This window comes from Paenibacillus sp. VCA1, from assembly GCF_031583795.1.
Lineage (GTDB): Bacteria > Bacillota > Bacilli > Paenibacillales > Paenibacillaceae > Paenibacillus_AQ > Paenibacillus_AQ albilobatus.
Genome location: NZ_JAVLSX010000001.1, coordinates 633,796 through 650,590 on the forward strand (window position 1 = coordinate 633,796; position 16,795 = coordinate 650,590).

At 53.3% G+C, this 16,795-nt stretch carries 14 protein-coding genes; all 14 read left to right on the forward strand.

Going from position 1 to position 16,795, the window contains the following annotated elements; translation table 11 throughout:
• Positions 1-29 precede the first annotated feature (29 nt).
• The 14 genes from RJP21_RS02730 (at position 30) to RJP21_RS02795 (ending at position 16,792) form a co-directional block, all read left to right on the forward strand.
• Positions 30-893 (forward strand): ABC transporter ATP-binding protein, encoded by an 864-nt coding sequence (locus tag RJP21_RS02730; RefSeq protein ID WP_310857988.1) that lies wholly within the window; start codon positions 30-32, stop codon positions 891-893.
• The gene (locus tag RJP21_RS02735) at positions 890-1,615 is read left to right on the forward strand and encodes an ABC transporter permease (protein WP_160038806.1); all 726 of its coding nucleotides are present in this window, start codon (positions 890-892) and stop codon (positions 1,613-1,615) included. Before RJP21_RS02730 ends, RJP21_RS02735 begins: the two co-directional genes overlap by 4 nt.
• Positions 1,616-1,620: 5 nt before the next feature.
• Complete coding sequence (locus tag RJP21_RS02740) at positions 1,621-2,811, forward strand: M20 metallopeptidase family protein (protein ID WP_310857989.1); 1,191 nt, start codon at positions 1,621-1,623, stop codon at positions 2,809-2,811.
• Positions 2,783-5,362, forward strand: a complete 2,580-nt coding sequence (locus RJP21_RS02745; RefSeq protein WP_310857990.1) for a lantibiotic dehydratase — start codon at positions 2,783-2,785, stop codon at positions 5,360-5,362. The genes RJP21_RS02740 and RJP21_RS02745 overlap by 29 nt, the downstream gene beginning before the upstream one ends.
• Positions 5,343-6,443 carry a hypothetical protein gene (locus RJP21_RS02750; protein WP_310857991.1) on the forward strand — a complete coding sequence of 367 codons (1,101 nt, stop codon included), beginning with the start codon at positions 5,343-5,345 and terminating at the stop codon, positions 6,441-6,443. Before RJP21_RS02745 ends, RJP21_RS02750 begins: the two co-directional genes overlap by 20 nt.
• A complete protein-coding gene (locus RJP21_RS02755) occupies positions 6,424-7,758 on the forward strand; it encodes a hypothetical protein (RefSeq protein WP_310857992.1) in 1,335 nt (444 codons plus the stop codon). The genes RJP21_RS02750 and RJP21_RS02755 overlap by 20 nt, the downstream gene beginning before the upstream one ends.
• Positions 7,755-9,692 carry a TOMM precursor leader peptide-binding protein gene (locus RJP21_RS02760; protein ID WP_310857993.1) on the forward strand — a complete coding sequence of 646 codons (1,938 nt, stop codon included), beginning with the start codon at positions 7,755-7,757 and terminating at the stop codon, positions 9,690-9,692. The genes RJP21_RS02755 and RJP21_RS02760 overlap by 4 nt, the downstream gene beginning before the upstream one ends.
• Positions 9,693-9,708: 16 nt before the next feature.
• Positions 9,709-10,623 carry a thiopeptide-type bacteriocin biosynthesis protein gene (locus tag RJP21_RS02765; protein ID WP_310857994.1) on the forward strand — a complete coding sequence of 305 codons (915 nt, stop codon included), beginning with the start codon at positions 9,709-9,711 and terminating at the stop codon, positions 10,621-10,623.
• Positions 10,607-11,434 (forward strand): SagB/ThcOx family dehydrogenase, encoded by an 828-nt coding sequence (locus tag RJP21_RS02770; RefSeq protein ID WP_310857995.1) that lies wholly within the window; start codon positions 10,607-10,609, stop codon positions 11,432-11,434. The genes RJP21_RS02765 and RJP21_RS02770 overlap by 17 nt, the downstream gene beginning before the upstream one ends.
• A gap of 16 nt (positions 11,435-11,450) precedes the next feature.
• Positions 11,451-12,242: a hypothetical protein gene (locus RJP21_RS02775; RefSeq protein WP_310857996.1), complete on the forward strand. Its 792-nt coding sequence runs from the start codon at positions 11,451-11,453 to the stop codon at positions 12,240-12,242.
• 222 nt (positions 12,243-12,464) lie between these two features.
• A complete protein-coding gene (locus RJP21_RS02780; RefSeq protein WP_310857997.1) occupies positions 12,465-13,385 on the forward strand; it encodes a polyprenyl synthetase family protein in 921 nt (306 codons plus the stop codon).
• 167 nt (positions 13,386-13,552) lie between these two features.
• Positions 13,553-13,726, forward strand: a complete 174-nt coding sequence (gene comX, locus RJP21_RS02785) for a competence pheromone ComX (protein ID WP_160038786.1) — start codon at positions 13,553-13,555, stop codon at positions 13,724-13,726.
• A gap of 53 nt (positions 13,727-13,779) precedes the next feature.
• A complete protein-coding gene (locus RJP21_RS02790; protein WP_310857998.1) occupies positions 13,780-16,155 on the forward strand; it encodes a sensor histidine kinase in 2,376 nt (791 codons plus the stop codon).
• On the forward strand, positions 16,133-16,792 hold the full coding sequence (locus RJP21_RS02795; RefSeq protein ID WP_310857999.1) for a response regulator: 660 nt from the start codon (positions 16,133-16,135) through the stop codon (positions 16,790-16,792). Before RJP21_RS02790 ends, RJP21_RS02795 begins: the two co-directional genes overlap by 23 nt.
• The last annotated feature ends 3 nt before the right edge of the window (positions 16,793-16,795 follow it).

Sequence of the window (16,795 nt, forward strand, 5' to 3'; positions counted from 1 at the left end):
AAATTTTAAAGGGAAGAAGGAGATTGTTGATGCTGTTGAAATTTAACCAGGTTGAAAAGCGCTTTAAGGAAAAGCTGGTATTGTCCGGAGTAAGCTTCGGGATCGACGAAGGGGAGAGCATCGCGCTGATCGGACCGAATGGAGCCGGAAAAACGACGATGATCCGTTCGGTATTAGGCCTTACATCGATTGATGGCGGCGAGATCATACGGAACTTTAATACGCGGAAAGATGTCGGCGTCATGCTTCAGCACGATTTGTTTCCGGATCATTTGCGGGTCAGGGAAGTGATCGAATTGCACAAAAGCTACAGCAAATCAAACGTAAGCACCCATGTCCTGCTCGAGGCCGGCGATCTTGTCAAAGAAGCGCGCTCGATGGTTCAAAACCTTTCCGGCGGCCAGAAACGGAGACTGTCTTTTGCACTTTCGCTTGCGGCGGATCCCAAGCTGCTGTTCCTGGACGAACCGACGGTAGGGATGGATGTGACGGCCTCCCGGATGTTCTGGAATAAAATCCGGGAAATTCAGGAGCAGGGCAAGTCGATTTTCGTAACCTCCCATCATCTCGACGAGTTGAACGACTATTGCCGCCGGTTTATTTTCCTGAAGAACGGCGAGATTATCGCCGATGTGCGCAAAGAGGATTTGAACACCCAAAAGGTGATCGTCGTTTATCTGGAGACGGCAGAGGAAGCACTGGATCTTCAGCGCCAATTCGGCGGCCTGATGGAAGACCGCAAGCTGTATGTCACCGACAAGAATAAACATTCCGTGCTTTGCGCGTATTTGCAGCAGCGGGGCATGACGTTTGAGGAAAGGCTGAAGGAAGTCAGGGATTGTTACCGGGAAATTTATGATTTGAATCCGGAAGAAGGAGTGAAACAGGCATGATCACGATCATTCGTTATGAAATATTGAAGGTGCTGCGCAACAAACGTTTCGTATTTTTTACGTTGGTGCTGCCGCTGGTGTTTTTGGTGGTTTTGAATGCTTTTGCCAAGCCGGAAGGCGACCAAGGGCAATACATTACTTATCTTGCCGTATTTTGCACGTTGTTCGGAACGGCGGGGAGCGGCCTTAACACGCTTAGCACGCGCGTCGCCAAAGAAAAGTCCTACATTGGCAGCATCTATGCCGTAACGCCGTATTCGCCGGGAAAATTCATTTTTGTGACGGCGTTTGTCCAGCTGCTGCTCAACGTGTTGATCGCCGCCGTCATTATTGTATTCGGCCTTGCCGTTTTCAGATTGAACATCGACGGAATGCTGCTGAAAATGGAGCTGCTTGCGGTCTACTCCAGCCTCTACTATATTTTCATCGGGCTGAGCCTGGGATTTCTGCTGGATGTCGTTTCGCTTCAATCCCTCTCCTTCCCGCTCTACATGGGATTTATGGCGATGAATCTGACGAACGATCTCGGACTTCATATGCCGGAGTTCATGGCCCATATTCAAAAGTTTTTCCCCGGATTTTATTTGAACAAGGCCGTCGGAGCGATATCGGCCGGCGGTAACGCGCTGCAGGACATCGGGATGCTGACGCTTAACATTGCGGCGCTGCTCGTGGTCACGTTGTTCGTGTACCGGTATAAAAGAAGCGCGATAATGGGGTAGCAGCCATGCCGGACGTATTCGAAGAACTGCGAAGAATTCGGAGAGAACTCCACCGGATTCCGGAGCCGGCAGGGAAGGAAATCAAAACGCGGGCTTATGTCGAGAATTACATCCGGCAGCATACCCGGCGGATTCGTATCGACCATCATTCCGACAAAGGCTTGATCGCATCTTATGACGGCGGGTCGAAGCTTCCGGCCGTAGCGTTTCGGGCCGAGCTGGACGGACTGCCGATCCGGGACGATAAGGAGCTCGAATATAGAAGCCGCCATGCCGGCATGAATCATGCTTGCGGCCACGATGCCCACATGTCCATTTTATTGCAGCTGCTGCGATGGGCGGATGAAACCGCCCCCCGCAGAAATCTTGTCTTCATCTTTCAGGCGGCCGAGGAAGTGCTGGGAGGCGCGCGGGAGCTTGTTCCGCTCCTCCGGGGCCGGAATATCGGCTATATGTTCGCGGTCCATGTCACGCCCGATTTGTATCCGGGATACTTTGCGCTGCGGGGCGGCACGGCGCTTGCCGGCGCTCTGACGGCCGAGATCGGGCTGGAGCTCGCCTCCGGCCATGCGGCGGATCAGCAGGATTTTATGGAGCTGTTGGCCGAAGTCCATGCGTTCCAGCGGGAATATAACGATGAGCGCCGGATCTGCAAAGTTACGCATATCGAAACGAACGGCTACTATAATGCGGTTCCTGACCGGATAACGTTTTTCCTATCGTTCCGTTCGGCGGATGAAGAGGCGAACCGCAGCGGATACGGCCAGCTGCTCCACCGGATGCAGCACAACGGTTCCGTCCGCGGCGTTTTGTGGAACCGGGTCGTCTCGGAGTATCCTGCGTATGCCAATGACCCTAAATTGGCGGAACGGATCCGGGGCTTGCTCGGCAAAAGATTCGGTCAGGAGTCGGTGTTAAACTCGCCGTTTTTGTTCTCAAGCGATGATTTTGCTTTCTATGCCAGGGATCTGCCGGGCCTTCGGACCTGTTATTTCTTTATAGGCGCCTATGCAAGGGAGCATAACGCGGTGCATACGGCGTCGTTCGATATTGGCGAGGAGGCCCTTCTGTACGGATATGAAAGCCTGCGGGCGGTTGTCCGGATGTTCGAACAGGCCGGGGAACGGGCCGAAAGAACACGACTTTTCGAAAACGGGAGTGAAAACGATGAAAGTATCCCCCCTTTATATCTATAGGGAAACCCACTTTCCGCTGCAGCGGGTCTCCCACTATTTAGGCGATTTGGCGGAAAGGTATGCGGAAGCCAAAGCGCGGGCAACCCGGCTTGAACCCCGGGCAAAAGAAGTCACCGAAGAAATGGAGCATGCGATCGCCGGCATTACGGAGGATCAAGACCGCATGGAAGCGATTCGCTTCAAACGTGATTTCTTTAACGCCCGGCCTTCGGCCCGGGGCCGCTACGAGCGGGTAAAGCATTGGTTCCCTGCAGGCTTGCGGGAAGAGGTGGAGGGCGTGTTTGCCGCCCGTGAAGCTGCTCAGTCCGATATGGCCGGGATCGAAGAAGAATTTGGCGCGCTTTCCTGTGCCGACCGGAAATGGCTGCATGACGTCTACCGGGAAGATTCGGAATTGCGCGATGCCGTCATGTTCATGAACAGCGCCATCGTGCCTAAATTGGAAAAATATTTGCAGACGCCGGTGGAGCAGCATGACCGCAGCTTGAGAAAGCTCGACTATACCTTAATCAAATTTTTAACCCGGGCCAGCATGAAGACGAGCCCTTTCGCCAATTTGACGTACTCCGGGATGGGCAGCTTCGACGGCGCGGGTAAAGAGGGCTGCAAAAAATTGTATCCCCGGATCAATGATTCGCTGATCCTTCAAGCATTCGACAGGTTGTGCCTGGAGCCCGAGCTTATGTCCCGGCTGCATTACCGGCTGAACGCCACATGCGTGGAGCTGGAAGGCAAATATTACATTACGGTGCTGCAAAATGCGAAGGGGGAGCGGCAGCTTTACAAATCCAGACAGGGTCTTGTGACGCTGCGTTCGGGCGAAGCTCTCAGGGCTCTTTTCGGCAAATTGACGGATCGCGGATCGTTGTCGTACGACGAATTGAAATCAACCCTTACCGGCCTTGGCATTGAAGGGGATCAGGCGGACGGCACGCTTCGCCACCTGATCGGAAGCGGCGTTCTTGAACGTACCGATGTGCTCAACGAGCAATCCGGCGAGCTGTTGGCCGAACTCATCCGTAAGCTTGAGCATTACGGCATCGTACACCCGTGCCTGAACGCGTTTCGGCAATTGCGCAAGCTGACCGCAGAACTGGAGATGTCCTTCGACCGTACCAAAGCGGAACGGCTGTATGAAGCGCTTGAGGAATTGTCCGCGATGTTCGGCATGGATCCGATGCCGCGGCGGAGCATGCTGTATATTGACGGCATCGACGAAAAGGTGACCGCTCGCAGCTATCGCGAGCAGCAGCATAAGCTGAATCGGCTGTCGCAATATCAATGGCTGATGATGTGCTTTGATACAGTCGTCAAAATGCAGTTTGCCGCAGGCGAATTTTTCCGGCAGCGTTACGGCAGATCCTATGTGCCAAGCAATTCGCAGGAAGCTTCGAGAGTGCTCAGGGATATGGCCCAAGTGATCTTTTCGGATACGGAACTAATGAAAGAGACCTACGGCTTTTTTAACTGGAACAAAGCATATATGCATCCGCGTATCCGTCGCCTGCATGACATTGCCGGGGAGCTGGCTTCCTTTCTGGCAGGGGCAGCGGATCGACAGGAGATCGTCATTCCGGACGACTGCATTTCCGGGTGGCTGCGGCAAATCGAGAAGGTGCTCGGCGAACGGCTGCTTTCCCATTCCTTTTTCGTGCAGGAAGACGGTGAACGTATGGTCGTTAACCATATGTATAAAGGCTTCTCGATCTATTTTGCGAGATTCCTCAAATATTTGAAAGATACGGGAGCCGCGTACGGCGAATACCTGAGCGAATGCTTCGACGGCAACCGGGTGGCGGATATACGCAACACGTTCGGCTTTAACGCAAACATCCGCCGGAAAACGGTTGAAAGGGAGATCGCGCTGCCGATCCAATCGATGACGGAGTCCGAGCGGTTCCTTTCCTGGCTGGATTTGGGCCTGAGATACAATGCTTCGACAGGGAGCGTGGAGTTTTTTGAGAAGGAGACCGGAGAGGTTGTGCGCCCGCAATTTTTGGGAACGCTCGTCCTGGTCGCCGCACCGGCTATTTTAACCACTTTTGACGTGCTGTCTTCCCATGGAACGAGTTATTTTGACCTTGGGGAATTGGTCATTCGCGAACGTCTGAAAGAGCGGAAGGAGCATGATGACGCAATCATTCGCGTACCGCGGATCAGCTTCGGTGATTCCGAGTTAATCGTTTCCCGCGCCAAATGGCTGATTCCTGCCAGAACTTTGCTCGAGCTGTATAAAGAAAAGGATCGGTTCGGCTCCTGGAAGCGGGTGCTTGATTTCATGGAGGAACATGGCGTGCCGAGCCGGTTTTATGTCCGCGCATTCATGACGGAGATGGAGAAAGTCACGGAAGGGGGAGAACGCAAGCCGCAATTCATTAACCTCTCATCGCCATTGTTGTTCCATCTGCTGGTTCAGCTGGCGGGTAAGACCGGCTACTTGATGCTCGAAGAAGAGTTTCCCGAGGCGGATCCGAAACAGGAGTGCGTCAGGGAGTACACTTACGAAATTACTTGCGGGGAGGTGTACGGCGATGCGGCTGCGAACCATTAGCTGCTTTTTGTACGACAGCGAGGCGTCGGCGTCATTGCTTCGAGGTATTGTCCGGTATATCCAGGCGGGGAGCCTGAAAAATGCCATATTGCAAAAAAGCTGGGTGAACGGCTTCCATGTCAAAACGACGCTCCCCGTGTCCGAGGCCGACCACGGACTTGAACGGATGATCCGGCGGACCGCGGAACGTTATGCCAAACCGCGCAGTGCGGAGGAATATGAAAAATACGAGAAGATGCTTCATAAGCTTGCCGGCATGGAGGGGTACTCCGGCGATTATTTGCCCTTGCGCCGCGACGGCGAAGTGGTTGTGAGAGAGGAAGAGCGGCTGACGGGCGGCAATCCGCTGTGCAGCCCCAGAATTAATTACGGGATGGAGCTGCTGAAAAGCCAGCTGCTCGCGGACATTTACGAGGATTGGAACAAGCTTTCAGAAGACAGGCAAAACGTTGAATTCGCCAAAATATTTCTCATTACGGGCAGCGGCAGTCCGGGAGGGCTCAAAATCGGCTACTTATCCCTGCGTTCGAATTTCGAGTACTTTAAAACCCAGATCGAAGCCATGAAAAAGAAGCCCGACATCGAAGCGAAAATCCGGGCAGCGCTGCTGGGCCGGACGGAAGCCGAAGAAGAATTTATCGCAGAGGGGGTTCGGAAATTTTCGAACGGCATCTTTGAGCGGGAGTTCCTCTTCGGGCGGTTCAAGATCTTCGTCCATTCGCTTTCGGCGATGCTGGCGCAGGCTTATGACGAGGGGGAGCTGGAGGTGGAGAAGCTGACGCATGGCGATGATTTTTTTGAGCGTCATGACGAGGCGAGCGAATTTCACCGGACATTTTATTCGAATCCGCAATTTTTGCAGCATTACCGCGATAAAGGATTTATTGTATACCGGTTCGTGGCTTCCGCCTTGTATTCGCTGATGCCGCTATTGGGCATGTCTTCGCTGCGGAGGCAGCGGATTACGGGACTGGTGGCGGAATGCGTGGAGAGCGGCTTCGACATGGACTGGCGGGCTGCATATCGTTATTTGGAAATGAAGATGGCAGGTGATACCGATTATGGCAAACTGGCTGATTAAGAAGGAAGACCGGCTTTATGTGTATGAAAAGAAGGGGCTTCACCGCCTGCAAATGCCCCCGGAGACCAAGCGGATATTGGAAGAGGCCGTGCTTGGCGGCAAGCCGGGCGGAATGGCCGAAATCGACCAGACCTTGGCGGACCGTCTCCTAAAAAGGAAAGCATCCGGGAGCCCCGTCCAGCCATTGGCCCCTGCCGCGGCTGAAACCAGAATATTGGAAACGGCGCTTCCCCCGGCTTCCGGCGAGTGGCAGATGCTGCACCTTGACGAAGCAACGTCGGTGTTGTTCCGAAACGTGACTCCACAAAACTATGCGGAGCTGATGGCAGCTGCCGAAGCCGGCCCGCAGGAAAAGGACGATTTCTTGCTCGACATTTACGCAGGGCATATGGCAGCCGCAAGCCGGGCCCATGCGGGGGATGCAGGAAATGAAGAAGCCAAGACGGTTCTTGTGATTGCCAAGGATGCCAAACGGATCGCGGAAGAAAAAGAACTGTTAAGCGACTATGCATTGGAGGAATTTGATTTGCGGGAACGGTTGGCCGAAGAGGACCGTTTCGAATGGACCGGAATGATCGATGCGATGGAGCGCCTCGAAAGCCGCATCATTACGAGCTTTCTATTCCGCCGGAATGAATGGATTCAGGTGCCTTACAAATTGGCGAATGCGGAGGACGGAAGTTTCTTTTCCGGGGAATCGGGCGCGGAGCAGATCGTATACGCATCCTGCCGCAATCTGGAACTGCGCTTGGAGAGGATGGATCCGGAGGCAGCCTGGTTGGTGGCCGCCGGATCCCGGCATGGGCTCCATCGGCTCGCCCAATTTCTCATGACAAACGATGCATTGGAGCAGGGGCCGGTGGAAAGACAGGTCATTCCTTATGCAGGACTCATCCCGAATGGGCGGCGAATTGATGCCATGATCAACCGCTTCGTAAAGGAGAAGGCACAGCTGTATCTTCATGTGGACCATATTCCTGGAACTTCGCTGTGGAGCGCGGCCGCGGGCACGAAGGAGGAGCCGTGGACGGATAGGGTATACGGCACCACGTCCGAACGGGCGATTGAGGATGCGCTGATCCGTTATTATGCCTTAGTCCGCCAGAACGGAATCCGCGCCGCGGGTCCGGATCGTTTCCGGATGATCGAAACGCAAAACGCCGTTAACCTGAGCCGTCCGGAGATTTGCCGGGCGGAGGATCTGTACCGGCTGATCACCCGCATGTATGAGGTAAGGGCGATGCGGATTCCGCTGCTTAAAGACAGCGGGATATCCGTGATTCAATTGCGCCGCAAAGGAGGGAAGCAAGCATGAAAGAGCTGCTGCTATACGATACGGGCGGCATGCTGCTCCGGCAAGTCCTGGGCGAGATGGACCGCCGCGGCATGTTGTACCGACTGACCCGCGAGAGGACCGGCAAGCCGGAGATGACCCTTCACGTCATTTCGGATGGCCTCAAGGAAGAGGACTTCGCGCCGTTTTTTCAACCGGCTCCGCTGCATGCCGGGGGCGTATTTTTCTATCATCAACTGCTGAATACGCTCCTGGTAGGCCCGTTTGTCGCAGATCGGTCCGGCGTATGCTTCGCCTGCTTGAAGCATAGGCTGCAGGCAAACGGCCGGGAAAATATCGTCTCGCTTGCATACGGGGAGCCGAGCCTGTCTTCGCCGCATCCCCAAGCGGCGGAATTTGTCGTGGATATGATGGAGGCATTTCAGCTTTCGGGAGAACTGCTTACACGTTATGGCCAGCGGGTGGAGCATATCCAGTTTGATGCATTGCGGGCCGATTCCTATGTGTTGAGCCGAAGCGGATATTGTCCTATATGCTCGCCGGACGTAAAGCGTGAAATTCCATTCATCCATGGTTTTCAAAGCGGATTTAAACCTGATCCCCGAATATACCGCCTGAATTCCGGCCCGGATACCGGCGCGATCCTAAAGCGTTGGTTCGACAGGGACAGCGGAACGGCGACGCACAGCTATCGTGAGCTTCGCTCTTCCATGATCGAAGCAGGCGGCGTCGAAATTCGGGTGAATCCGGCATATGTTGAGACCGGGTTCGGAAGAGCCTATCGTCGGACGGATGCCGAGAAGGTGGCAGTTCTGGAGGCTGTCGAGCGGTATTGCGGCATGTGCGCTCGCGAAGCGCCTTCGGCCGAGAAGAAAAGCTATGCCCAAGTGCGCGCCATGGCGGTGAATCCGGTGGATTTCGGCTTGCATACCGAAGCGGATCTTAAACATCCGGAATTCCGGCTGAAACATTATACGGAGGAACTGCCTATTTACTGGACGCCTGCCTATTCGATGAAGGAGAGACGGGAGGTGCTTGTTCCCGAGCAGCTCGTTTATTACGCCGACGGGCATTTCAGAGACCAGACCAATCGGTTTGTGTATGACAGCTCGAACGGACTCGCGCTAGGAAGCTCCCGTGAAGAAGCGGTGCTTCACGGATTGTTCGAACTGATCGAACGGGATCATTTCCTCTGCGCCTGGTACAACCGGCTTCCGTTGCAGGAGCTCGACATCGAGGATACCGGCCTGGACGAGTTGAAACAGATCCTTTACTTTCTGGAGCTGGAAGGGATTCAAGTCCGATTTTTCGATATTACGATGGAGCTGCGGGTGCCGAGCGTATGGGCCGTGGCCTACGATACACGAAAGAATGCGCTCATGAAAGCCTATAATGCGGCGGCGGCCCATTTTATTCCGGAAAAAGCCATTGAATCGGCCGCCATGGAGGTCATTACGTCGCTTCCGATTTATGAAGATGCGCTGCGCCGGGATGACGCGATGCGCGAGCGGGTGCGGCAGCTGGTAGGCCGGCCGGGAGCCGTAACGGAATTTGAGGACCATGTGCTTTATTATGCAAGCGAGGAAAACTGCAGGAACGGTCTGGGGTTCTTGTTGAACCGGGACGCATCCGTCAAACTTCCGGTCCGGCAAGCGTATAGGGAAATATTCTATGAAAGTTCCCGCTTTACCCATGAGGATTTGGCGGAGGATTTGGAGCAATTGGCGTCGGAAGTGCTTCAGCATTACGAAAATATATACGTGGCAGACGTGACGCCAGGCGAGGTTGCAGGCTTCGGCCTTTATGCAGCCAAGGTGCTTGTGCCCGGCATGCTCCCAATGACTTTCGGTCACCAGCATCGGCGCGTTATTCCTGAGCGGCTAAGCCGCGAGCGAATACGGCGGGGCTTTGGCGGGGAGTTTGAAGTGAATCCTGAGCCGCATCCTTTTCCTTGAAAGGAGGAGATATTCCATGGAAACCTGGAAAAGTTATCGGATTTATTATCAAAATTACGCCATGTACGACGGACTTATCCTGCTGCTTGCCGATCTTATGGAGAGATGGATGGCTGAAGGGAACATTTCAAAATGGTTTTTTCTCAGATATTGGGAGGACGGACCGCATATCCGCATCCGTTATCTCGGTCCGGAAGGGCGGGATGCGGAAGAACTGTTTGAAAAGGCCAAATCGTGGATACGGCTGCATCCCGCCAGCCGCCGGCTCACCAAGCAGGAGTACTTCCGCAATCATCAATTCGACGGAGTGCCGTTGACGCTTGATCAAATGGGCTGGTACGAGGAAGGGGACATCGTGGCAAAGCCTTATGAGCCGGAATACGAGCGGTACGGCGGGGTGCAGCTGATGCCGTTGACGGAGACGCTTTTTCTTGAATCGAGCAGGATCGCGGTTCGGCTTCTCCGCCTTACGCAGCAATCTTCGTTTACGGCCCGTTTTTTGGTAGCCATGGCGGCCGTGGAGGATTTGGCGAATCTCTTTTTCGCCGGGAACGTCCGGCTTGGCGGCGTGGTTTCCTATTACCGCAAAAGCGCGGACAGCTGGAAACGCCTCTATCGATTTGAACGGATGTCGATTCCGGACCGTTTCGTTCAAGCAGGGAAGGATTATTCCCGGCTGAAAGAAGCGGCCTCCCGCCTGATTCATTCGGATGAGGAGTACGTCAGGTTACGCGAAAGGCTGATTGCCGGCTGCGCTGCGATTGCGGATGCGATCGAAGACGGTCAAAAGGTCAGGTCGATATTCTATTCCCATCTTCATATGCTGAACAACCGTCTCGGGATGGGCCCGGAATATGAATACGCGCTTTATGAGGTTTTATGGAGACTCCATACCGGTCAGGAGGCGAACGTAAATGCAACCGTCTCATAACGAGCTTTCCGAATTTTATGATTACGACGTGCTGTTCGAGGAGCTGGCTAGTCAGGAACCGCGGTCCGTCGCATGGCGGTTTAACCAGCGGCCGCTGGACGATTACGTTTTTTCCAAGCATGAAGTGCCCCTGCCTGAATATTTGGAGAAAATTGAGCTGGAGCGGGGAGCGGCGTTTCCCGAAAACGCGGAGGCCGAATTGGCCCGGCTGCTGCTTAAACGAAGATCAACCTTTATTAACGGCATGGGGCAGACGTGGACCTTATCCGACGTGAACGCTTTGTTGACCTGGTCGGCGGGAATCCGCGATACTCACCGACATATGGGCAGCCGGGGAACGGAAGAAGTGATTGCGATGCGTACATATCCCTCGGGCGGCGCCATGTATCCGATTAAGCTGTACATGTATATCCGCGGCGTGGAAGGGCTGGAGGAAGGCGTGTACTATTACGCGCCGGTACAGCAGGAGCTTTATCGATATCGGGGTTCTCTTGAAATAGGCGAGCTTGAACGGATGCTTCCGATGACGCTTTACAAAACGGATGCCCGCAGTTCCGTGCTGGAAGGCGTTTCGATTTTGCTGTTTTTCATTGCAGACCTGCAGTACAGTTTCCGGAAATATGGGCGGTTGTCTTACAAGCTTGCATTGATCGAGGCAGGCCACATCGCCCAGAACATCCAACTGATCAGTACCGCGCTCGATAAACGAACGCTGCCCATCTGCGGCTTTTTTGCCGATAAGGTAGAGGAAATGCTGCAGGTGCGTGAACAAAAATACCAGCACTGCGTGTATGCCATGCTGCTGGGGTAAAGGAGGAGGATATTCCGTGATTAACGCCTTTTTCGAACTTGAGCCGGCCGAAAAGACTTTGCGGGTCATGAACCGTTACCGCCGCGACCATCCGCTTTACACGATTCCCCATCAAGAACCCGAGAAGCTGAAGCGGATATTGGAGAATCAAGACCTGCCTGCGGGCGCCCAGGGGGTCCAAAACTTGTACCATAAAGGGATTTTGGTGGACCGGGTCCGCTCGGAAGGGCTGGAAAGGTTCAAACGGTTCTTTGCGCAGGTTGGCCCGGACGTGGATCTTTATTCATTGTCGCTGGTCGTCGCCAGGGAATATTTGCGGTCGGAGTTTGCCGTTATCGTATACGAGGACGCGGACTTGGACTTGGACTTTCGGTTGTGGCAGACCCCGTCGCCTAAAGACACTAACGCTCCGAGAAACTATCTGGTCTTGTACCGCGAGCCCGGACAGCTTCGGCAGCTGAAGCAGGAGATGGATACCAAGCGGGGAGATACCCTGTTTCTGTGCCGTGTCATGCAGGGCCGGATCGCCGAGATTGGACCGATGTACGTCACTCACCCAACCTTTTGCCTGGACTGCATGGTCCGCAAGCTCGAAGCTTATCATATCCGTTGGTCGAGTCCTTTGTCGGTGCCTGCCGGACAGCTCCTCGAAGAGGAGTTCCTCAAATCGCTGATCGACCACTACAGTTCATACATTACATTGCTCTCTACCGTCCATGAGCGGAAAATGCTGCTTCGCGATCAGGAGATCGGTTTTACGAGTTTGATCACCCCGCGTTATTCCCGCTGTCATTGCCTAATAAGCTGAATAAAAGCGTCTGCCGGCCGATCCAAGGCCTGCAGATGCTTTTTTTTCAACATAACAGGGTTTATCAATTTCGGGACTCCCCGCAAAGTATCTGAATCAGCTTCGGAACCAAGGCCCCACTTTGCGGGGTTGTTTTAGGAAAACTATGGAAACGGATTCTAGCATCCATTAAAATAAGAGTTAAATATTGGTGGAAACTGCGAAATTTCGGGAGGGGAGTTCGTGGAGCAATTTGAACCCAGAATCATGTCCGAATTGGAAGGCCAAGCAAAGGCGTTTTTTAGAGTGGAAATGCTGCTTGAGGCTGCTTTGGCGTCTTTGCGGGTGAAGCAAGCCGAATCCCTATTATTCGGCAAAATGACCGTTTTGCATTACCGGATGTTCGGCGGGGAAGGCGACGCCGTCTACAAGGCTGCGGCAGCGGTGGAACTGATGATTCTTGGCCTGGACATCATCGACGATTTGCAAGATGAAGACCATGGAGGAATGCCCTGGCACCGGCTTTCGAAGGATATTGCGCTAAACCTCGCCATCGGCTTTTTGACCTTATCCCAGGAGACGCTGCTTTACAGCGACTTTCCGCTGGAGAGGGTGCATGAGTCCGGAGCCTTTTTAAACCGGCAAATGCTGGTGGCCATTAACGGCCAAACGTTGGATCTGCTGAATGCCGTCCGCGACGAGGATGAATATCTGAAGATGGTGGAGCAAAAGTCGGCGGCCCTATTGGTGTGCGCCTGCATGATTGGAGTCATTTTGGCTACCGGACAGGCCGATGAACGGGTGGCCGAATATGCCCGGGAGGTCGGCATCGCCGCTCAGATTAAAAACGATTATAGGGACTTGCTGGATTGGGGAAACAAAAATGATTTTTTGCGCCGCAAAAAAACGCTCCCGGTACTGTTTTTGCTTTCTACTGCGGAAGAACAGAATGAACGCTGGATCGTGGACTATTTTGCGGGCCACCTCAAACCGGAGGAGGTGCTGAATCGCGAAGAGGAGTTTTGCGCCGTGGTGGAGCGGACAGGCACCGCATTATATACTTCCGTTCGGATGCGATCCCACTATTACCGGTTTTTGAACATCATCGAGGGCATGGAGATGGACCCGAAATGGCGTGACTTAATGATCGAAGCCGCGCGGTAACCATCCGGGTATAACCCGGTAAACACGTTCCGGGTACCGCAAAGATGCCGCAATTCCCACGCAACCGATTTGCGGGAAATACGTGATATGTTGTCGTTTTGCAATGGATGCTGCCTTGATATATTGAAATCAAAGGAAGCAAATTGATCCATTGGGAGGAAACGACAATGTTGAAAGAAATGATTCGTAAAATCGTAACGGAACCTGAATTTATGGCCCGGATTCAAAACGGACAGCTGCAGCTGGCCGGCATGTCGGCATTGGAACAGCGCGCATTCATGGATGTCATGCAAGAGCGCAAACCGGATGACTCCCTCCGCAAAAGCGCATATTGGGCTTAAATTATCAGCCACTTTACCGCATACAACATTAAGTGATCTGGAGGCCTACTTCATTGTCGAAATGGACGAATAACATCAAACTTGCAGCAGGATGGATTGCACTTATCGTATTGGTCGCATATTTGGCAGGCGTTATCATAAGCCAACGGGACATGGGGATCGACGTCGCACCGAATGCGGACGGCCGTATGGCCGTGACGGCCATCGAGCCGGACAGCTGGGGCAAAGGCATCATTAAGCCCGGCGACATCGTGGTCAATGTGGACGGAGCCGATCCCCTCCAATCGGAAGCGATCCGGACGTATGGAGTCATTGTAGGCGCAGACCATATCGAGATCGAACGCCAAGCGCCTGACGGTTCTTCATATACGATTACGTTTCCCGTCGATCATGGCGTTTCGGCGTACGGCACGTTATTTTATCTGGTCATCCCCGGCTTATCTCTGGTGCTGCTGCTGATTTTCTCGGTGTATGTATATAAGAAGGAAAAAGAAGACCGGGCTGCTAAGCTCCTGATCCTGTTTTTTCTGAGCATTGGTTTAAGTTATTTCAGCTCGGCAGCTTCGGGGCTGCTGAACCCCGTCGGAAGAATCACGCTCGGGATCAGCTTCGCCAGCATACCGGTCTTCTTCATCCACTTCATGGAAGCCTATCTTCGGAACTATCAAGAACGATTTATTACCAGGACGGGGCTTAGAGCTTTTTACCTGTTCGCCTCGTTGGTCGGTATGATGATGGTGCTGAGCGTCATTCCCGGAATCCCGATCCATCCGTATGAGACGACGGCGCTGTTGGCATTTTTCGTGTACGCCAATGTGGTCATCGTTTACAAATTGATTAGCAAATTCATAAAGCACCGTTCCGGGGAACTCCGATCGCTTTTCAAATTTACGTTAACCGGACATACGGTTGCTTTTCTGCCGTTTTTGCTGTTTGACGCGATTCCCGGTTTTTTCGGCCTTTCCTTTGCCCCGGCAAAGCTGACGGCGATTTTTCTGGTGGCCATTCCGGTCGTGTATTTTTATCTCTTTATTACAAAAAGGCTGTTCGATATCGACTTTGTGCTGAACCGCTTCTTTTATTATACGACGATTTCTTTTATTCCGGCTTTGGTCATCATCGGCCTGATGGCTGTAATTATGCATCAGAATCAATATACCTGGGTCAAGTGGATTCAGACTTTTCTATTGGTCTATTTCATGATTACGCTGTTTTTGTTCGCCAAGGAATTTATGGACTATAGGCTGAGGCCTCATTTTCTTAAGGAAACCCATGATTTTCAAGGAAGCATCGACCGCTTTTCCAAGAGGATTTCGAAGGTGATGAAACGTTCCGATCTGGAGAAGCTGCTGGAGCGGGAGGTCTGCATGATTTTGCCCGTTCGGAATGTGTCTTTCCTTAAAATCGTTCAGGATAAAAGCATGGACCGTCCTACGGTTTCGGGAGACGGGAACGCTGATCCGGAGATCGAAGCCGCGCTGCAAAAACTGGGCTATAAGCCGGCGGTAGGAGATATGATTCGCCTGCCGGCAGGCACCGGGCTGGTGACGGGCAATTACGGAACGACGCAGCACGTATTGTGGATCGACGAAAAGGTTAACCATACGAGCCTTAACATGGACGAGAAGAACTGGCTCAAAACGATTGCCCATTACAGCGGGATCGTATACGAAAACCTGTACTTGATCGAAGGGTTGATCGAGAACCTGGAAACGGAAATGAAAAGCCAGAAGGAGGCGCCTTCCTGGGTGCTCCGCCTGATTTTTACCCTTTCCGAAAACGAGCGTAGACGGCTTGCTTCTGATCTGCATGACGCGGCTTTGCAGGATCAGCTCATCTGGTACCGGAAGCTGGAGTCGCTGATGCTGGATTACCCGATGGAAGACGGCTTGCTGGAACAACTGGACCAGATCAAAGAAGGACTTCTCGACGTTATTCATCAGATCAGGCAGACCTGCAACGAGCTGCGCCCGCCTCTCTTGAAGGAGATGGGGATCGTGGAGGCGCTGGAACAGTTGATTCAGCAGGAGCAGATCCGCTCCAATTATTCCGTGACGCTTCGGGCGGAACCGTCCGTCATCGAGCTTAATGACGTGCAAATTTTGGCGGTTTACCGCATCGTGCAGGAATTGTTGCGAAACGCCGACAAGCATGCGAGGGCGTCCCAAATCCTGATCGAGCTGGAGCAGCGCGACGGCGAATTGTATTTCTACTATAAAGATGACGGCCGCGGGCTTCAGTTGACGGAACTTACCGATTCGTTCAAACATATGGGGATTTCGGGTATCAAGGAACGCGTCCGCAGCCTTGACGGGGATATTGCGTTTCATTCGGAACCGGGCAAAGGCTTTGAAGTCCAGTTGACGCTGCCGATGAATCCCCACAGTGAAGAAGGAGGAGAGAACGATGATTCGTATTTTGCTAGTTGACGACCATCCTTCGGTATGTGAGGGTACGAAAACGATGATCGAACAGGACCCCGATATGGAAGTAACGGTTTCCTATCATTCGCCGGAGGCCCTCGAAATAGCCAAAAGTCAGGAATTTGACGTCATGCTGTTTGACCTCAACATTCCGGTGATCAGCGGTCTGGAGCTTACCAAACGATTGATGGGCATCAATCCGGATTTTCGGATTCTTATCTATACGGGCTACGAGATCAGCTCGAATTTCAATTTGCTGGTGGAAGCCGGTGTTTCGGGCATCATAAGCAAAACGGCCAGCCGGGAGCAGCTGTTAAATGCGATCCGCTGCGCACTCCGCGGGGAAGCGGTAATACCTGTTTCGCTTTTGAGGCAGCTGCGACGAAGCGAGGTACGGCTCTCTTCCATCCGCAACGATAAAACGATGGAAGACGTGTCCATCAATGAACGGGAGCAGGAAATATTGCAGGAGGTTGCGGGGGGCAGCAGCAACAAGGATATCGCCGCGAAGCTGCTCATGAGCCAACGCACAGTCGAGTACAATTTGACCCGGATCTTCGAAAAACTGGGCGTGCGTTCGCGCTCCGAGGCGATTGTAGAAGCTAAAAGGCTCGGTCTGATCCATAATGGGGAATTTGTGTAATCC